13 protein-coding genes are annotated in these 16,508 nt (G+C 68.9%); 5 read left to right on the plus strand and 8 right to left on the minus strand.

The features are described 5' to 3' along the window. Positions 1-62: 62 nt before the first annotated feature. From ISF28_RS15035 to ISF28_RS15045, 3 genes are all read left to right on the plus strand, one after another. On the plus strand, positions 63-548 hold the full coding sequence (locus ISF28_RS15035) for an Lrp/AsnC family transcriptional regulator (protein ID WP_198117981.1): 486 nt from the start codon (positions 63-65) through the stop codon (positions 546-548). Positions 549-613: 65 nt separating this feature from the next. Next, positions 614-1,747 carry a branched-chain amino acid ABC transporter substrate-binding protein gene (locus tag ISF28_RS15040; RefSeq protein ID WP_198117982.1) on the plus strand — a complete coding sequence of 378 codons (1,134 nt, stop codon included), beginning with the start codon at positions 614-616 and terminating at the stop codon, positions 1,745-1,747. A 206-nt stretch (positions 1,748-1,953) separates the two neighbouring features. Beyond that, on the plus strand, positions 1,954-3,771 hold the full coding sequence (locus ISF28_RS15045) for a DUF885 domain-containing protein (protein ID WP_198117983.1): 1,818 nt from the start codon (positions 1,954-1,956) through the stop codon (positions 3,769-3,771). Between the two features lie 9 nt (positions 3,772-3,780). On the opposite strand, the gene ISF28_RS15050 is transcribed toward ISF28_RS15045, so the two are convergent. The 8 genes from ISF28_RS15050 to ISF28_RS15085 all read right to left on the minus strand — a co-directional run bounded on the left by ISF28_RS15050 (position 3,781) and on the right by ISF28_RS15085 (position 13,219). Then, positions 3,781-5,115 carry an ATP-binding protein gene (locus tag ISF28_RS15050; protein ID WP_198117984.1) on the minus strand — a complete coding sequence of 445 codons (1,335 nt, stop codon included), beginning with the start codon at positions 5,113-5,115 and terminating at the stop codon, positions 3,781-3,783. Beyond that, positions 5,112-5,780: a response regulator transcription factor gene (locus tag ISF28_RS15055; protein ID WP_198117985.1), complete on the minus strand. Its 669-nt coding sequence runs from the start codon at positions 5,778-5,780 to the stop codon at positions 5,112-5,114. The genes ISF28_RS15050 and ISF28_RS15055 overlap by 4 nt, the downstream gene beginning before the upstream one ends. Positions 5,781-5,804: 24 nt before the next feature. Further along, positions 5,805-6,521, minus strand: a complete 717-nt coding sequence (locus ISF28_RS15060) for a cytochrome b/b6 domain-containing protein (protein WP_198117986.1) — start codon at positions 6,519-6,521, stop codon at positions 5,805-5,807. Between the two features lie 84 nt (positions 6,522-6,605). Continuing rightward, a complete protein-coding gene (locus ISF28_RS15065) occupies positions 6,606-8,279 on the minus strand; it encodes a PQQ-dependent sugar dehydrogenase (RefSeq protein WP_198117987.1) in 1,674 nt (557 codons plus the stop codon). Positions 8,280-8,301: 22 nt separating this feature from the next. Next, entirely contained in the window at positions 8,302-9,990 is a 1,689-nt protein-coding gene (locus tag ISF28_RS15070) for a M14 family zinc carboxypeptidase (RefSeq protein WP_198117988.1), read from the minus strand. A 60-nt stretch (positions 9,991-10,050) separates the two neighbouring features. Continuing rightward, positions 10,051-11,634: a sensor histidine kinase gene (locus ISF28_RS15075; RefSeq protein ID WP_198117989.1), complete on the minus strand. Its 1,584-nt coding sequence runs from the start codon at positions 11,632-11,634 to the stop codon at positions 10,051-10,053. Then, entirely contained in the window at positions 11,631-12,554 is a 924-nt protein-coding gene (locus ISF28_RS15080) for a hypothetical protein (RefSeq protein WP_198117990.1), read from the minus strand. The genes ISF28_RS15075 and ISF28_RS15080 overlap by 4 nt, the downstream gene beginning before the upstream one ends. A 14-nt stretch (positions 12,555-12,568) precedes the next feature. After that, positions 12,569-13,219, minus strand: a complete 651-nt coding sequence (locus tag ISF28_RS15085) for a response regulator (RefSeq protein WP_370663438.1) — start codon at positions 13,217-13,219, stop codon at positions 12,569-12,571. Between the two features lie 252 nt (positions 13,220-13,471). Here ISF28_RS15085 and ISF28_RS30910 point away from each other — a divergent pair, with 252 nt between their 5' ends. Together ISF28_RS30910 and ISF28_RS15095 are read left to right on the plus strand one after the other, a co-directional pair. After that, on the plus strand, positions 13,472-14,143 hold the full coding sequence (locus ISF28_RS30910; protein ID WP_198117991.1) for an energy transducer TonB: 672 nt from the start codon (positions 13,472-13,474) through the stop codon (positions 14,141-14,143). A 75-nt stretch (positions 14,144-14,218) separates the two neighbouring features. Further along, positions 14,219-16,507 carry a M28 family peptidase gene (locus tag ISF28_RS15095; protein WP_198117992.1) on the plus strand — a complete coding sequence of 763 codons (2,289 nt, stop codon included), beginning with the start codon at positions 14,219-14,221 and terminating at the stop codon, positions 16,505-16,507. The last annotated feature ends 1 nt before the right edge of the window (position 16,508 follow it).

A 16,508-nucleotide genomic window follows, 5' to 3' on the forward strand; every position in this document is an offset into this window, starting at 1 on the left:
AAGAATCTTTGATTTTTCCTGGGCTGAAGAACGAACATTCTAGATACCGCGACATGGACAAGATGAATTCACTCGACAAATACGACTGCGCGATTCTCGCGGCTTTGCAGGCGGACGCCACCCTGTCGATTTCCGGCCTGAGCGAAAAGGTCGGCCTGTCCAGTACCCCATGCTGGAAGCGGGTCAAGCGCCTGGAAGAAGAGGGATACATCGAAAGCCGGGTCAGCATCGTCAATCGCCACAAGGTCGGCCTGCCCGTGACGGTATTCGTCAGCGTGCGCACCAACGAGCACGACGAAAAATGGCTGGAACGCTTCGCCTCCGCCGTCGTCGCGCTGCCCGAAGTCCTGGAATTCCACCGCATGAGCGGCGACGTCGATTACCTGCTCAAGGTCGTCACGACCGACATCGGCGGCTACGACCGCTTCTACAAGAAGCTGATCAAGACGGCCCAGCTGGCCGGCGTCTCCTCCGCGTTCTCGATGGAACAGATCAAGTGCACGACCGCGCTGCCGCTGGACCTGATCTCGCACGGGCTGCCGGCCTGACCTGTTTTCACGTCCGCGCGATCGTGCGATGATGGCGACCGTTGCACAACAACGGAGACATATCAATGGCATCAACGATGAAAACCGTGGCGCTGGCGGCGATCCTGCTGGCGTCCGGGACCTCTGCGCTCGCCCAGGACCAGGTCGTGCGCATCGGCGTGAGCGGCCCGCTGTCGGGCGCCAACGCCTTCGCCGGCAAGGATGACGAGAACGGCGTGCGCCTCGCGGTCGAAGAACTCAACGCGCAAAAACTCAAGGTGGGCGGCAAGACGCTCAAGTTCGAGCTGATGTCCGAGGACGACCAGGGCGATCCGAAAGCGGGCGTGAGCGTCGCGCAGAAATTCGCCGACGCCGGCGTCAAGTTCGTGCTCGGCCCGTACAACTCGGGCGTCGCGATCCCCGCGTCGCGCGTCTACAACGACGCCGGCATCCTGATGTCGACCGTGGGCACCAGCCCCAAGATCACCCAGGCGCGCTACCCGACCGTGTTCCGCATGGTCGCCAGCGATGCGCAGGTGGGCGCGTCGATGGCCTCGTACGCCGCCAAGGCATTGCACATCAAGACGGTCGGCGTGATCGACGACCGCACCGCGTTCGGCCAGGGCATCGCCGACGAATTCACCAAGCGGGCGCGCGCCGCTGGCGTCGCCGTCGCCGGCCGAGAATTCACCAACGACAAGGCGAGCGACTTTTCCGCCATCCTCACCGCGTTCCGAGCGAAGAAGGTTGACGCCATCTTCTTCGGCGGCTATGCGCCGCAGGGCGCCCCGATGGCGCGCCAGATGAAGCAGCTGGGGATGGCCAACGTGCGCCTGCTGGGCGGCGACACGCTGTGCAGCCCGGAGATGGCCAAGCTGGGCTTTGATGCGGTCGGCGCGAACGTGTTGTGCGCGCAGGCCGGCGCGATGCTCGACAAGCAGGCCGGCGGCGCCGCGTTCAAGGCCCGCTACAAGCAGCGCTTCCAGCACGACCCGGACGTGTACGCGCCCACGTTCTACGACCAGACGATGTTCATCGCCAAAGCCATGCAGGCCGCGCACACGACGGATGCCGCCGCCGTCGGCAAGCAGCTGCACACGATGACGTACCAGGGCGTGGGCGGCACCTACGGCTACGACGCGAACGGCAACCTGAAGAAGACGGCCGTCACGGTCTACACCTTCAAGGGCGGCCAATTGGCGCCGCTGGCCAGTTATTAAGAACCTTCGTAGGGTGGGCGGCCTCCGCCCACCAAACGTATGCGCCGCAGTAACGCATGGTGGGCACGTGATTGATGCCCCCGGCATCAATCACCCCACCCTACTGGAATAGGCTCCAAGAAGCGCCCGTAAAGACTGTGCCGGAGGCGGCGCAAGGGTTATCCTTGGCGCCGCTTCATTCATCTCCACCAAGCAGACTTACACACATGAAACCGATCCTGACACTGGGCACCATCGCCGCCGCCTGCCTCATCGCTTGCGCGCCGGCCAGCGCCGACAACACGGCCAAGCCCACGGCCACCGCCGGCGCCACGAACGCCTCCGCCACGGCCGAATCGAAAAAGCTGAACCGACTGGCCGACGAATACTGGGACGCGCAGGCGCGCTTCGATCCCGTCTCCGCCGGCGAGAGCGGCGACAACCGCTTCGCCGACCAGATCGGCATGTCGATCTCGCCCAAGAACCGCGCGCACCAGTTCGCGCTGTACAAGGGCTATCTGAAACGCCTGCACGCGATCCGCCGCGACGGCCTCGCCCAGCGCGACCAGACGAGCTACGACATACTCGACTACGAACTGAAGACCGCGCTGCGCTTCGAGGCGTTCCCCGAGCACCTGCTGCCGCTGAACCAGATGGACGCCCTGCCCGTCACGCTCGCGAACTACAGCAGCGGCCAGCAGGCGCAGTCGCTCGTCACCGTGAAGGATTACCAGGCCTACCTGAGCCGCCTGAACCAGCTCGGCCCATGGATCGACCAGGCCATCGCCAACATGCGCGAAGGGATGAAGCGCGGCGTCGTGCAGCCGAAGGCGATCATGGAATCCGCCCTGCCCCAGTTCAAGCACCTGGTGGCGGACAAGGCCGAGGACAGCATCTATTACACGCCCGTGAAGAACTTCCCGGCGGCGTTCTCGGACGCGGACAGGAAGAAGCTGGCGGACGCGTATCGCAGCACGATCGACCATCAACTGAATCCCGCGCTCAAGCGCCTGGCGGACTTCCTCGAACGCGACTACCTGCCGGCCTGCCGCACGAGCGCCGGCTGGAGCGCCCTGCCGAACGGCATGGACTGGTATCTCGCGCGCGTCGCGAGCCAGACGACGACCGACCTGACCCCGGAGCAGATCCACCAGATCGGCCTCAGGGAAGTCGCGCGCATCCAGGGAGAGTACGCCCGCATCGGTCCGAAGATGGGCTACAACGGCCCGGCGGCCGGCCTGCCGACGTGGGTCTCGCAACAGGCGAAGTACAAGCCGTTCAAGACCGAGGGCGAGATCATCGACGTCTACCGCAAGCTGAACGCGAAGCTGCAGACCAAGCTGCCGGCGCTGTTCTCGCTGCGTCCGAAGACCCCGCTCGACCTGCGCCTGGAGCCGGAACTGTCGCGCGCGACGGCCTCCGACCACTACACGCCGCCGGCCGCGGACGGCTCGCGTCCGGGCGTGTTCTGGTCCGTCGTGAACGACCCCACGCAATACGGCAGCCCCGGCATGGTCACGCTGTTCCTGCACGAGGGCCAGCCGGGCCACCATTTCCACATCGCGCTGATGCAGGAGATGGGCCTGCCCAACTTCCGCAAGTTCGGCGGCAACAACGCCTTCACCGAAGGCTGGGCGCTGTACGCCGAGACGCTGGGCACCGAGATGGGCCTGTACGACAAGCCGGAAGACTGGTTCGGCCACCTGAACGACGAAATGCTGCGCGCCGTGCGCCTCGTCGTCGACACCGGCATGCACGCGAAGGGCTGGACGCGCGAGCAGTCGATCCAGTACATGCGCGAGACGCTGGGCTATTCGGAAGCGGACGCGCGCAACGCGACCGAGCGCTACATGGCGTGGCCGGCGCAGGCGCTGGGCTACAAGATCGGCGCCCTCAAGATCCAGGAATTGCGCGCACGTGCCGAAAAGGCGCTCGGCCCCAAATTCAGCCTGCCGAAATTCCACGCGATCGTGCTGGGCGAAGGCACGCTGCCGCTGGCGCTGCTGGAAAAGAAGGTGGATCGCTGGATCGCCGAAAGCAAATAACGGCGTCGCCTATGCGAACGTGACCGTTACGGCCAGCCCGCCCAGGCTGGCCGACCGGCGCACGTCCACGCGTGCGCCGTGGGCGGCGGCGATGCGCCGCACGATCGACCATCCGAGCCCGCTGCCGGGGGCCGCGCTTCCCGGCACGCGATAAAAGCGCTCGCCCAGCCGCGCCAGTTCGGCATCGGCCAGGCCCGGCCCGCCGTCCTCGACATCCAGCACGACCCCGTCCCGCTCCCGGTGCACGCGCACGCCGATCGCCGCCTCGCGCGGCGCATAGCGCACGGCGTTGTCGACAAGATTGCGGACCAGGACGGCCAGCAGCAGCGCATTCCCGCGCACCACGCACGGCGCCGGCGCGTCCAGCTCGAGCTGCTGGCCCTTCGCCAGCGCGGCCGGCGCCAGCTCGGCCATCACGCCGCGCACCAGGCCGGCCAGTTCGACGTCGGCCATCTCCGGCGCCTGCGCGGACTCGACGCGCGCGAGCGTCAGCAACTGGTCGATCAGGCGCGCGGCGCGGTCGCAGCCGGCCAGCAGGCCGTCCAGCGCATGCGCGCGCGACGCGTCGTCCGCCGCCGCCCGCGCCACCTGCGCCTGCATGCGGATGGCTGCCACCGGCGTGCGCAATTCGTGCGCCGCGTCGGCCGTGAAGCGCCGCTCGTTCGCCAGCAGGTCGGCGATGCGACCGAGCAGGTCGTTGAGCGACGCGGCCAGCGGCAGCATTTCCGCGAACATGCCGTCGACCGCCACGGGTTCCAGCGCGTCCGGACGGCGCGCCGCCAGCGTGCGGCCCAGGCGGCGCAAGGGCGCGAGGCCGCGCCGCACGGTCCACCACGTCGCCAGTCCCAGCACGGGCAGCGCGAGCGCCAGCGGCCACGACACGCCGCGCAGGACCGCGCGCAGGATCTCGTCGCGCGCCCCCACGCGCTCGCCGACGTACACCTGGCGCCGGCGCGCGGGATCCCAGGCGGCGAACACACGCCAGCGCGCACCCGGCACGTCGACGAACGTAAAGCCGTCGCGCCGCGCGACGGGACCGAACGGCAGCGCGGGCGCATTCGCGGAACGCAGCACCAGCCGCCCGTCGCGCCAGACCTGGAACGCGACGCGCGGTGCGTAGCGATGGAGGATCGGCGCGTCGGGCGCCTCGAGATCCCCGTCGGCGTCGGCGTCCTGGACCAGCAACAACGACGCCGACTGCGCGAGGTGCGCGTCGAGCAGCTCGCCGAGCTCGTGGCGCGTATCCGACAAGGTCAGCGCGAGCGTGGCGGCCCACAGCGCGGCGAGCACGCCGAACATCAGGCCGAGCAGGCGCACCTGCAGCGATGGCGCCGCGCGGCTCATGGCGCGGCGGGATCCGGCAGCACATAGCCGACGCCGCGGATCGTCTGGATCAGCGCACTCCCCAGCTTGCGCCGCAGGTTATGGACGTGCACCTCGACGGTATTGCTCTCCACTTCCCGCCCCCAGCTGTATAAATGCTGTTCGAGTTGCTCGCGCGTCATGACCCGGTTCGCGTTGAGCATCAGGGCGTGCAGCAGGTCGAATTCGCGCGTCGACAGCGGCACGGCCGTGCCGCCCTTGCTCACGGTGCGCGCGGCGGGGTCGAGTTCGACGTCGCCCGCGCGCAGGCGGTCGCGCGGCTGCCCGTGCGCGCGTCGCACGAGGGCGCGCAGGCGCGCGGCCAGTTCGTGCAGGTCGATCGGCTTGACCACGTAGTCGTCGGCGCCCGCGTCGAGGCCGCGGATGCGGTCCGGCACGGCGTCGCGCGCGGTCAGCACGAGCACGGGCGTCTTCAGTCCGGCGGCGCGCACCGTCGCCAGCACGTCCATGCCGTCCTTGCGCGGCAGGCCGAGGTCGAGCACGGCCGCCGCGTATTCCTGCGCGCGCAGTTCGCGCTCGGCGGCGTCGCCGCTCTGCACCCAGTCGACCTGGAAACCGAGCTGGCGCAGCCCGGCGCGCAGGCCGTCGCCGAGCAGGGGATCGTCTTCCGCAAGGAGGATATGCATGCGCCCATTCTCCCACGCGGCGCGTCAGTCGTCACCGTCGTCGCCATGGCCGCCATCGTCGCCATGGTCGCGGTGCGCTTCGGCCGTCGCGATGGCGCCCAGGCCGCCGGACGGATGGGTCAATTGCCAGCCCCAGAACCCGAGCACGGCCGCCAGCAGCAGCACGCCGGGGAGGCGCAGGCCACGCGGGATGCCGTCGGCGCGCGCGCCGCGCTTGCGCCCCGTGACCATGGCGGCGGCGAGGTTCTCGCGGTGCAGCCGGCTCGACACGACGACGGCCGCCACGTGCAGTCCGACCAGGCCCAGCATCAGGTTCGCCAGGACCTCGTGCACGTCCTCGTAGGCCTCGCCGAGGGTGTAGGTCGCCAGGCCGGTCGCGGCGGCCGTCACGGCCAGCGCCAGCAGCGCCACGATCGCCAGCGCGCCGGCCGGATTGTGGCCGACGTAATGGCGCGGCTTGCCGCGTACGAGGCCGCCGAGATAGCGGACAATCTCGCCGGGTCCGCGCAAGAACGCGGCAAAGCGGGCGTGGCGCGTGCCGAGGAAACCCCACGCGACGCGCAGGACGGCCAGCGCCAGCACGGTGCAGCCGAGCGTGGCGTGCAACAGCATCCAGCGCTCGTGCCCGGCCGTCAGCCAGGCGCCGGCAAAGCTGCCCGCCAGCAGCCAGTGGAACACGCGGACCGGCACGTCCCAGACCAGGACCTTGCCGGCGCCGCGGGGAAGAGTCGAATCGTTCATGCTTGCCTCCGGATCGGAAATCGGTCAACTGACGACCATGATCCGGAAGCCCGCTTAAGGTTTTCTTATCCGCTTCTTATCCGCTCACTGCGCCGGCACGATCCGCCACAGCACGCCGCCGCCATCGTCCACGACCAGCAGCGCGCCGTCGGCCGCCACCGTCACCGCGGCCGGGCGGCCCCACACGTCGCGGTCGGACAGCACCATGCCGGTCATGAAGTCCTGATACTCGCCGGTCGGCGCGCCGTTCTTCATCATCACGCGCACGACCTTGTAGCCGGTGCGGATGCCGCGGTTCCACGAGCCGTGCAGCGCCAGGAAGATGTCGCCGTCGTACTCCTTCGGGAACGCGTGCCTGGCGCCCGCCGGGGCGTGGTACACCGTCATGCCCAGCGGCGCGGAGTGCGCCTGGAGCAGCGTGTCGGGCACGGTGATCCTGTCCTTCAGGTCGGGGCGGATGCCTTTCAGGCGCGGGTCTTCGTGCGCGCCCAGGTAGTACCACGGCCAGCCATAGAAGCCGCCGCGCTTGACGCGCGTGACATAGTCGGGCGGCAGGTTGTCGCCCAGTTCGTCGCGCTCGTTGACGCCGCAATACAGGTCGCCCGTGTCCGGATGCACGAACATGCCCACGCAGTTGCGCAGGCCGTTGGCGTAGTTGCGGCGGTGCTGGCCGTCGGGGTCGAACGCGAGCACGGTGGCGCGGTCGGTCTCTTCGCCCCACGCGGCGCCCAGGCCGTGCTCCGCCTCCCACTGCGCCAGCGGCTTCGGCGGCTTGCTGCCGATGCCCAGCGCGACGTTGGTGGCCGAGCCGACGGAGACGAACAAGGTCTTGCCGTCCTGCGAGAACGCGAGCGTGCGCGTGATGTGGTTGCCCACGCCGTCGACGAGCTTCTCGACGATCGTCTCGGGTTTGCCCTTCGCTTTCAGGTCGCCCGCCGCGTACGGAAAGCGCACGACGGAGCTCGCGTTCGCCACGTACAGGTGGGTCGGATGCGCCGCCGGCCAGAATGCGAGGCCATAGGGACGCGACAGGCCGGTGGCGAACACGCTATCCGACACGACCGAGTCACCGCCGGCGGACAGGCGCAGGATGCGGACTTCGCCCTTGCCGGAGTCGGCCAGGATGATGTCGCCGTTCGGCGCGCGCAACGCGTAACGCGCCGTGCCGGTCTGCGCCAGCACGTTCACCTTGAAGCCCTTGACGACGGCCGGCAGCGCGCCGTCCGGACGCTTCGCGAGCTTGGGCCCGTTGCCCGCGCTTTCGCTGGCGAACGGCGCGACGAGCTGGTCGACGGTGATGTGGTGCACGTCGCCCGGCTTGTCGTCGGTCCATGCGCCGGTGCGCGCACCGGCCGCGGCGGCGGCGGTTTTCGCCGCGGCCGGCTTGCCGCTCTGCGCGGCGAGATAGTCGATCACGGCGGCGCGCTGCTTCGCGTCCGCGATGGCGACCGGCATCGCGGTGCCCGGCACGTCCTGCGCCGGATCGCGCAGGAAGACGTCGAGCTCCGCGCGCGTCCACGTCTTGCCGGCGGCGCCGGCCCGCGCCAGCGCGTCCGTGTAGTTGTAGCCCGGCGCCGACCCGGCCTTGCGGCCGACGACGTTGAACAGCGGCGGGCCCGCGCGCGAGCCCATGCCCGCGTCGGCCGTGTGGCAGCTGGCGCAGTTCTGCGCGAAATAAGTCTGGCCCGTGCCTGGCGCGGCGGTTGCCGCCGATGCGGCGCCCAGCAGTGCGAGCGCGGCGGCGATCTTATAGTTCATTTTTTTTGCTCCCCCAAGTCAATCAATCGATCATGAAGACCGGATAACGGCGCCACTCCGGCTCGCGCCAGCGCGCACAATTCGCGAAGATGAAGTCGAGCACCGCCCCCTGGTCCTTCAGCAGGTCCGGGTTCGCGGCCTTCCAGGCGCCGAACTTCGCCGCCAGTGCCGGCTCGGCGGCCAGCAGGCGCTCGGCCTCGTCCTCGAACACATAATCCGAATACGCTTCCTTCTTTTCCAGTACGCTGTTGAAGAAGCCCCAGCGGAAAAAGCTGTCGTGGGCCTGCGGCTCCAGCGTCTCGACGGCATAGCGGGCCTGGTCCTGGTCGAGCGGGACGAGGTAGTCGCCGGCGCGGATCGTGACGGTGGCGCGCACGCGCTCCAGCTGCACGTCGTCGTGGAACATATGGCCTTCGTACGCATGCGGGCGCGTCGTCACGGACACGATGCGGTACGCGGACACTTCCTGCATGCGCTCGGCGTCGACGCGCTCCAGCTTGACGCCGTTCCAGCGCAGGCGCTCGATCGCTTCGCGCCACTGCTGCGGCACGACGTACGCCTTGGGCGCGGGCACGGTGATATCGGCCGGGAAGCGGTCGTAGTGCGCGATGTCGCGCTCGAACGGCTCGTTGCGGTCGTAGTACAGGCGCTGGTAGTCGCCCAGCACGCTGGCCTTGTACTTCGCGGCATAGCCCTTGAAGCGGAACGTGGACGGATTCGCTTCGTCCATCGCCCAGTGCACGGGCCATTCGCGGCGCGTGCGGCCGGCCGCGCGCGTCGCACGGCGCATCTGCACGATCCTGTCGCCGTTGGCGATAGTGAAGTCGAGCGCGGTCTCGACGAGCGCGCGCATCGAGTGATAGCGGTCGGCGAACGATTTGAGCATGTGCGTCTCGGGCATGAAGCCGATCGTGTCGTGCAGCGCCGCGTAGCCGGTGGAGAAGCGCGCCGTCTCGAGGAAGTCGGCGATGCCGTCATCCGGGCTGTCCTTGACCGGATTCACGTACGGGCACATGGGCCAGCCTCGCTTGTCCATCTCCGCGTACATCGCGGGCAGCATGGTATCGCGCAGAAACGCGCCGAGCTCTCCGCCCAGCTTGTCGGCCTGGGTCGGGATCAAGGTCATCGTGTAACTGTAGTCGGCGCCGTTGGACGTGTGCGTGTCGACCATCACGTCCGGATCCCATTCCGTGAACAGCTTGTTGAACGTCTGCGCCGTCAGCGTGTCGCACTTGACGAAATCGCGGTTCAGGTCGAGGTGGCGGCTGTTGCCGCGAAAGCCGAATTGCTCCGGCCCGTCCTGGTTCACGCGCGACGTATTGGCGCGGTTGAAGGCGCCGTCCACGTTGTACAGCGGGACGAACAGGAACACGGTTTTTCCCAGCGCGGCCAGGCGGTCCGGCTGCCGGCAGAAATCGCGCACGAGCGCCATGCACGCGTCGACGCCTTCCGGTTCGCCCGGATGGATGCCGTTGTTGTTGAAGAAGACGGGCCGTTGCGCGGCCTTGATCTGCGCGCGGTCGAACACGCCGTCGGCGGAAATCACGCCGGCGTGGATCGGCACGCCCGCGTCGGAGGTCCCGACCACGGAAAAGCGCAGCACCCGGGGGTATTGGTGCGCGAGGTGTTCGTACCAGTCGATGCAATCGGACCAGGTCGTGGTCTGATTCTGGTTGCCCTTCTCGAAAGGCGTCTGCAGTGCGTTGAACATGATGTGGTTGTGCCAGCAAGTAGAAGACTGAGGTCGCTACTCTACCCCAGATCTCTTCTCTCAGGCAGTCGCCACGTCGTTCAGGGGCAGGGTGATGGCGACGAGCGTGCCCTCGCCGGGACGCGACTGCACGTGGATACTGCCGCCGAGGGCGAACACGCGCTCGCGCATGCCGATGATGCCGATGCCTTCCGACGCCACGGCCGGATCGAAGCCTTCGCCGTCGTCCTGCACCTCGATGTGCAAGGCGCCATCCTCGTCGGACAGCGTGAGACCCACGCGCGCGAAGCCGGCCTGCGAGTGCTTCATGATGTTCGACAGCGCTTCCTGCACGATACGGTAGGCGGAGATCGCGAGCTCGTTGCCGATCTTCGAGAAATCGCCCTGCGATTCGAACTCGAAATGCACGCCGGAGCTGCTGCGGTAGTGGCTGACCATCTCCTCGACGGCGCCGTGCAGGCCGAGCATGTCCAGCACTTCGGGCCGCAGGCGGCGCACGAGGCGGCGACCGTTGGCGTACAGGTCCAGCGCCAGCTTGGTGATGGCCTGGGCCTTGGCACGGATCTGGTCGATCTCCTCGCCCGGCGTGGCCTTGGCGGCCAGTTGCTGAATCGTCTGCGATTCCAGGCGCACGGCGATCAGGGACGCATTCAACTCGTCGTGGATCTCGACCGCGATGGATTTCCGCTCGTCCTCGATGATGCTGTTGACCTTCTGGATCAGCTTGCGCTTGTCGGCGTCGGCGCGCAGCGCCTCGTTGCGCGAGGCGAGCAGGTCGCGCGTGCGCTCGGCCACCTTGTTTTCCAGGTCCTGCTTGGACTGGTCCAGCGCCACCGACATCTCGCCGATCGACGCCTGCAGCTCGCCCACCTCGCCGCCCGTCGTGACGGGCAGCTGCACGCGGTAGTTGCCGCCGCGGATACGCCGCAGCACGGAAATCGCCTCGCGCAGCGGCACGGTCAGACTGCGCGCGAGGATGTACGCGAGCGCGCCGCTGGCGGCCAGCGCCAGCGCGGCCATCGCCACCTCGACGCGGAAGCGGTGCAGCTGCTTGGCCAGCATGTTCGTGGGCGACATCGTCACCCGCACCAGCCCCACGACCTCGGTCGTCATGGTCGGCGGGCGCGTATCGCTGGACGCGGAGACGTGCGGCGCGCCGTTGTCCGAGAACAGGTTGATCCACACGACCTGCTTGACGATCTTCGCCTCGAACGAGCGCTCCTCCGCCTCGATCGGGTGCGTGGACGTGACGGTGACGGGGATCTCGCCGTTCATGTCGACGACCTCGATGCGGTACACGCTGCTGTCCGACTGCACGAGGCCATCGATGGTCGTGCGCAGGTCCGACAGGTTGCCCGAGATGACGTTGTACTCGCTGGTCTCGGCGAGCGCGCGCGCCAGGATGTTGCCGCGGTCCGCCAGTTCCTCGTCCACCTGGGCGCGGTGCGCATACCAGGAATACCAGACGAAGGACGTGAACAACAGGGTCACCGGCAGCATGGTGATGAAGGCCATGCGCAGGCCGATGCTCCAGCCGCGCCAGAACTGCAGTGCGCCGGGCCGCAGCGTCGCGGGGCGCGGCTTCGCGGACCGGAGCGCGGCGGCGCGCACCGAGGCGGCGCGCAGGGCGGCGGGCCGCTTCATGGCCGGTGCCTCGGCGCGGGCCGGGCGAAGTTGCGCGCGGTGTCGGGCACCTCGACGTCGAGCGAGCGCGCGACGCCCTCGTTGACGATGGTGTGGAAGTAGCGCGGGAACTGGGCCGGCGGCAGCTCGCCGCCCGCGACGTAGCCGGCGACCATCTCGGCCACCTGGGTATTGATGTCCTCGACCTCGGAATACGTGGTCGCCAGCGCGCCCACCTTGACCATGTCGGCCGAAAAGCCGATCACGCCCTGCTTGTGGCGGTAGGTCGAGAGCAGGATGTTGCGGAAGTTCTCCGTGTTGTAGACGGCGCTGTCGGGCAGCGCCAGCAACACGTCGGACTGGCCGATCTTGTCCAGCAGGCGGTTGATGCTCTCGTCCGGGGCCGCCTCCAGCACGTTCACCTGTTCGCCCTCCAGCAGCGGCTTGAGGAACGCGGTGTCCGGGCCGAGGATGGCGGCCACGCGCACGGGACGGCGGTACAGCAGGCCCACGAGGCGCAGCTGGTCGACCGGCGCCGGCTCCGCATACACGGCCGTGAACATTGCCGCGCGCGCCGGCGGCAGGGTGGCGAGGATGGAGCGCACGACCTGGCTCGACGTGAACGTGGAGATCACGACGCAGTCGCAGTGGCGCTGCGCGACCTCGCGCAGTGCGGTCGGGCCGATCGTCACGTACAGCATGCGCCGGTGCTGGGCCAGCTCCGTGCGGAACACGGCGAACACGGGCACGAGGCGGCGCACCAGGTCCTCGACGATGCGGCGCGTGATGGCGCTGTCGTCCGTCGGGACGATCTCGTAGCGGAAGCCTTGCACGGGCTCGGGCTTGATGTCGTGCGTGGCGGTGGCGTGGGCGGCGGAGGCCGACAGGATCGCCGCGGCAGCGATGACGCCGCAGACCGCGCGGCTGAGTATCCGGAACACGCTACACCATCCGGTCAGGGCTCGATCAAGCCATGCTTGACGGCGAGCTTGGTGATGTACGCCTGCCGGTGCACGCCGAGCTTCTCCTTCACGGCCTGGCTGATGTTGCTGATGGTCTTGGTCGACAGGTTGAGGCGCTCGGCAATCTCCATGTTCGTCAGGCCCTCGGCCATCAGCTTGAAGATTTCCAGGCTGCGCTCGTCCAGCTGCGATTGCGGCGACACGTCGCCGCGCACGGCCAGGCTGGCCAGGCGCTCCGCGATCTGCGGCAGGAAGTACAGCTTGCCCGCGTGCGCGTGGCGCACGGCGTCGGCCAGGTCGGCCGGATCACAATCCTTGGTGACGAAGGCGTGCGCGCCCAGGCGGTAGGTTTCCTTGATCAGGCTGTCCTGGTCGAACTGGCTGAGGAACACGATCTTCGCCTTCGGGTCGTTCCTGAGGATGTTCTGCGCGGCGTCCATCCCCGTCAGCTCGGTGCCGAAGCGGATGTCGAGCACCACCACGTCCGGCCGGAATTCCGCATACATCGCGACCGCCTCGCTCGGGCTCTTGGCCTGGCCCACCACTTCCATTCCCTGCGCCGACAAGGACATCGCGAACCCGGTCATCACGATCGGGTGGTCGTCCGCCAGCATCACGCGGATCGGCTTTTGCTCTTTCTGCACGTTCGATTCTCCAGGCTACTTCTGCTTTCAAGCGAAAGCACGGAGTCGATTATTCCACACAACAGCACCGGGCGCGAGGCGACTTGCGAGCATTTTCCCACACGTCAAGACGGCCTCGGCAATCAAGGAGAATTACGTTTTGCTACGAAATAGCTTTACCGATTGCTAGGACGTGGCATATATTGATTCCGTCCGTTGGATTTTCCGCTTCACTCCGATTTACGTCCGGCAACAACAAGAAGGAGGATGGCCATGCAATTCACGAGTCTCTCGAGCGGCAGCCGCCCCGACGGCAAGACCGCGAAATTCACCCTCGTCGCCGCCCTGCACGTCGCCATCGGCGCGGTGTTTATCCACAGCATCAACACGAAGACGATTTCCCTGTCCAGCCTGCCTGAACAGGTGCTCGTCATGATCGAACCGGAGCGCCCGACGCCGCCACCGCCGCCGCCCGAGCCGCCGCACCCGGCGCCGCAACTGGCGCCGCCGGACATCGTGGTGCCGAAGGTCGAGGTGGACGTCGCCCCGCCGCCGCAACCGGCGCCCGTCCAGGCGACCACCGAGCCGGACTCGTCCCCGTTCCCGGCCATGCCGGCCGAGATCGCGCCCGCGGCGCCGGCCACGCCCAGCGCCAACACCGGCCAGATGCGCACGGCGGTGTTCGCGGACGCCAACGGCTGCACCTTGCCCGACTACCCGGCCGCGGCCGCGCGCCGCGGCGACACGGGCACGACGACGCTGGCCCTGCTGGTGGGCGCCGACGGCCGCGTGAGTTCGTCGCGCGTCGAGCACTCGAGCGGCTCGCGCGACCTGGACCGCGCCGCCATCAACGCCCTGAGCCTGTGCAAATTCAAGCCCGCCACGAACAACGGCGTGGCGGAAGCCGGCTGGGCGAAACTGGCCTTCGTCTGGAAGCTCGACTAATCCATTGCCCCTCTTGCCCGCCCTCCGGCGGGCTTTTTTTTGCACAACACCATAAGAATAAGGGAGACGTGCGCCATGCGACACGCACCATTATTGGCCGTCTACGCGGCCTGCGGCCTGGCGCTGCTCCTCGCCTGGCTCGCGCTGCAGCCCCGTGCGGCCCCCGTGCCGACCGGGCCTTTCCTGCCGGGCTACAGCGCCGCGCGCGCGCAGGCGCACGTGGAGGCCCTCGCGCAGGCGCCGCGTCCGGCCGGCAGCGCCGCCAACGCCCGCGCGCGCGACTACCTGCTGGCACGCATCCGCGCGATCGGGCTGAAACCGCACGTGCAGGTCGACACCGTGTCCGCGACGTCCTGGGACTGGATGTCCCACGCGCAGATCACGGTGGCGACGGCGCGCAACATCGTCGTGCGCAAGCCGGGCACGCTGGGCGGCGGCGCGGCGCGGCCGGCCGTGCTGGCCATGGCCCATTACGATTCCGGCGCGACGACGCCGGGCGCGGCCGACGGCGCCGCCTCCGCCGCCGCGCTGCTGGACGCCATGCGCGTGCTGCAGGCCGGGCCGCCGCTCGACAACGACATCCTGTTCGTGTTCACGGACGCCGACGCCGTCCACGCGATGGGCGCGCGCGCCTTCATGCAGTCGCACGCGTGGGCCAAGCGCGTGCGCGTCGCGCTGCGCTTCGACAACGCCGGCAATCGCGGCCCCCTGGAATTGATCGGCGCGGCGCACGCGGACGGCTTCGCGGTCGACGCCTGGACACATGCCGCGCCGTCGCCGCACGGTTCGTCGTTCATGGCCGAGTTGTACGACCGCCTGCCGCAAAGCGCGGGCGCGGCGCCGCTGGAGGTTGCCGGCTTCCCCGTGCTGCATTTCGCGACGACTCAGGGCGCCCTCGGCTACGAGGGCGTGCACGACCTGCCGCAACGCGTATCCGGCGCCAGCCTGCGGCACGAAGGCGACACGATGCTGGCGCTGCTGCGCCGCTTCGGCAACGCGCGCCTGCCGCCGCCGTCGAGCCCGCGCGGCCAGGTCTTTTTTCCGTTGCCGCTCGCCGGCATGGTCCACTACGATTACCTTCTGATCTGGCCGCTGGCGGCGCTGGCGTGCGCGCTGGGCGCCCTCGCGTGCCGCGCCGGCGTGCGCAACGGCGTGTCCAGCACCGACATCGCGGACGCCATGTTCAGCTGCGTGTTCATGGCCGTGGCGGCGACCTTCGGCGCCTACCTGTGCCGCGAAGCGCTGCCCGCGCTGCAGGCGCGCTATCCGGCGGCGGTGCTCGTGCAAGACAGCGGCGCGAACTGGCAGCTGCTGGCCTTCATGCTGCTGCCGGCCGCCGTCTTCGTCGCCCTGCAGCGGCGCCAGCAACAGCGGCTCGGCGTGGCGACGACGGCGCTGGGGGTGCTGCTCGCCGGCGATATCGCCCTCGTCGCGGTATGCGCGCACGCCCCCGGCGCCAGCTATGTGCTGGCCTGGCCGCTGCTGGCCGCGCAGGCCGCGTGGCTCGCGCTCGCGCATGCGCGCGCGTGGACGCGCGCGCGGCGGGCCTTCGTGGCCGTCTGCGGCGCGCTGCCGGCCGTCGTCCTGGTGCTGCCGGCCGTGCACGCGAGCCTCGCGTTCTTTTCGCCCGCCTGGCTGGTGCTGCCGTCGGCGCTCGTCTGCCTGCTGGCGGGGATGTGCGGCATGGCGCTCGACCTGCTGGCGCCGCGCTGGCTCGTGCGGCCGCTGCTGCTCGGCGCCGGCGTGTCGCTCGGCATGGCCTATGCGGCCGTTCCGCAGGTGCCGCAACTGCCCGTGCCGAACCGCCTCGTGTACTACAAGGACACGCCGAGCTGGCAGGCGTTCTGGCTGTACCCGCCAGTGCCGCTCGACGCCTGGACGCGGCAGGTCTTTCCCCACACGCTGCACCCGTATGTCATGCCCTATCTGTTCGGGCCCGATGCCGATCCCGTGTGGTATGCGGCGGCGCCGCGCGACGACGACGTCGCCTGGCCCGACCTCGTCATCGACAAGGACGAGCGGAGCCCGGCCCGGCGCCACGTGGAATTCCGCCTGCGTTCGAAGAACCGCGCCGCCGACATCGTCATGCGCGTGGAGGGGGCGTGTCCGCACCGCACCGCCGTCGACGGCCGGCTGCTGACGGACCACGATTGCTTCAGCTGGCACCTTACCCTGCACGGCATGGAGGATGCCGAGATGCGCTTCGCGCTCGACTTCTGGGGCGATCCCGGCTTCCTCGTGTACATCCAGGAGCGCATCCCCGGCCTGCCCGAACGCGACCTGCCGCCGCGCCCGGCCGGCTTGCCGCCGCTGCTGCCGCTGACGGGGACGACGGTGTCGGCCGACGTGCTGCGGTTCCGCTGAG

The sequence above is a fragment of the Massilia rhizosphaerae genome, assembly GCF_016093545.1.
GTDB lineage: Bacteria > Pseudomonadota > Gammaproteobacteria > Burkholderiales > Burkholderiaceae_D > Telluria > Telluria rhizosphaerae.

Excerpts from the sequence above, each read along its gene's own strand:
- ISF28_RS15055 (WP_198117985.1), bottom strand. The coding sequence starts at position 5,780 with ATGCATATCCTCCTTGCGGAAGACGATCCCCTGCTCGGCGACGGCCTG.
- ISF28_RS15035 (WP_198117981.1), top strand. The coding sequence starts at position 63 with ATGAATTCACTCGACAAATACGACTGCGCGATTCTCGCGGCTTTGCAG.
- ISF28_RS15040 (WP_198117982.1), top strand. The coding sequence starts at position 614 with ATGGCATCAACGATGAAAACCGTGGCGCTGGCGGCGATCCTGCTGGCG.
- ISF28_RS15095 (WP_198117992.1), top strand. The coding sequence starts at position 14,219 with ATGCGACACGCACCATTATTGGCCGTCTACGCGGCCTGCGGCCTGGCG.
- ISF28_RS15075 (WP_198117989.1), bottom strand. The coding sequence starts at position 11,634 with ATGAAGCGGCCCGCCGCCCTGCGCGCCGCCTCGGTGCGCGCCGCCGCG.
- ISF28_RS15045 (WP_198117983.1), top strand. The coding sequence starts at position 1,954 with ATGAAACCGATCCTGACACTGGGCACCATCGCCGCCGCCTGCCTCATC.
- ISF28_RS15060 (WP_198117986.1), bottom strand. The coding sequence starts at position 6,521 with ATGAACGATTCGACTCTTCCCCGCGGCGCCGGCAAGGTCCTGGTCTGG.
- ISF28_RS15050 (WP_198117984.1), bottom strand. The coding sequence starts at position 5,115 with ATGAGCCGCGCGGCGCCATCGCTGCAGGTGCGCCTGCTCGGCCTGATG.
- ISF28_RS30910 (WP_198117991.1), top strand. The coding sequence starts at position 13,472 with ATGCAATTCACGAGTCTCTCGAGCGGCAGCCGCCCCGACGGCAAGACC.
- ISF28_RS15065 (WP_198117987.1), bottom strand. The coding sequence starts at position 8,279 with ATGAACTATAAGATCGCCGCCGCGCTCGCACTGCTGGGCGCCGCATCG.
- ISF28_RS15070 (WP_198117988.1), bottom strand. The coding sequence starts at position 9,990 with ATGTTCAACGCACTGCAGACGCCTTTCGAGAAGGGCAACCAGAATCAG.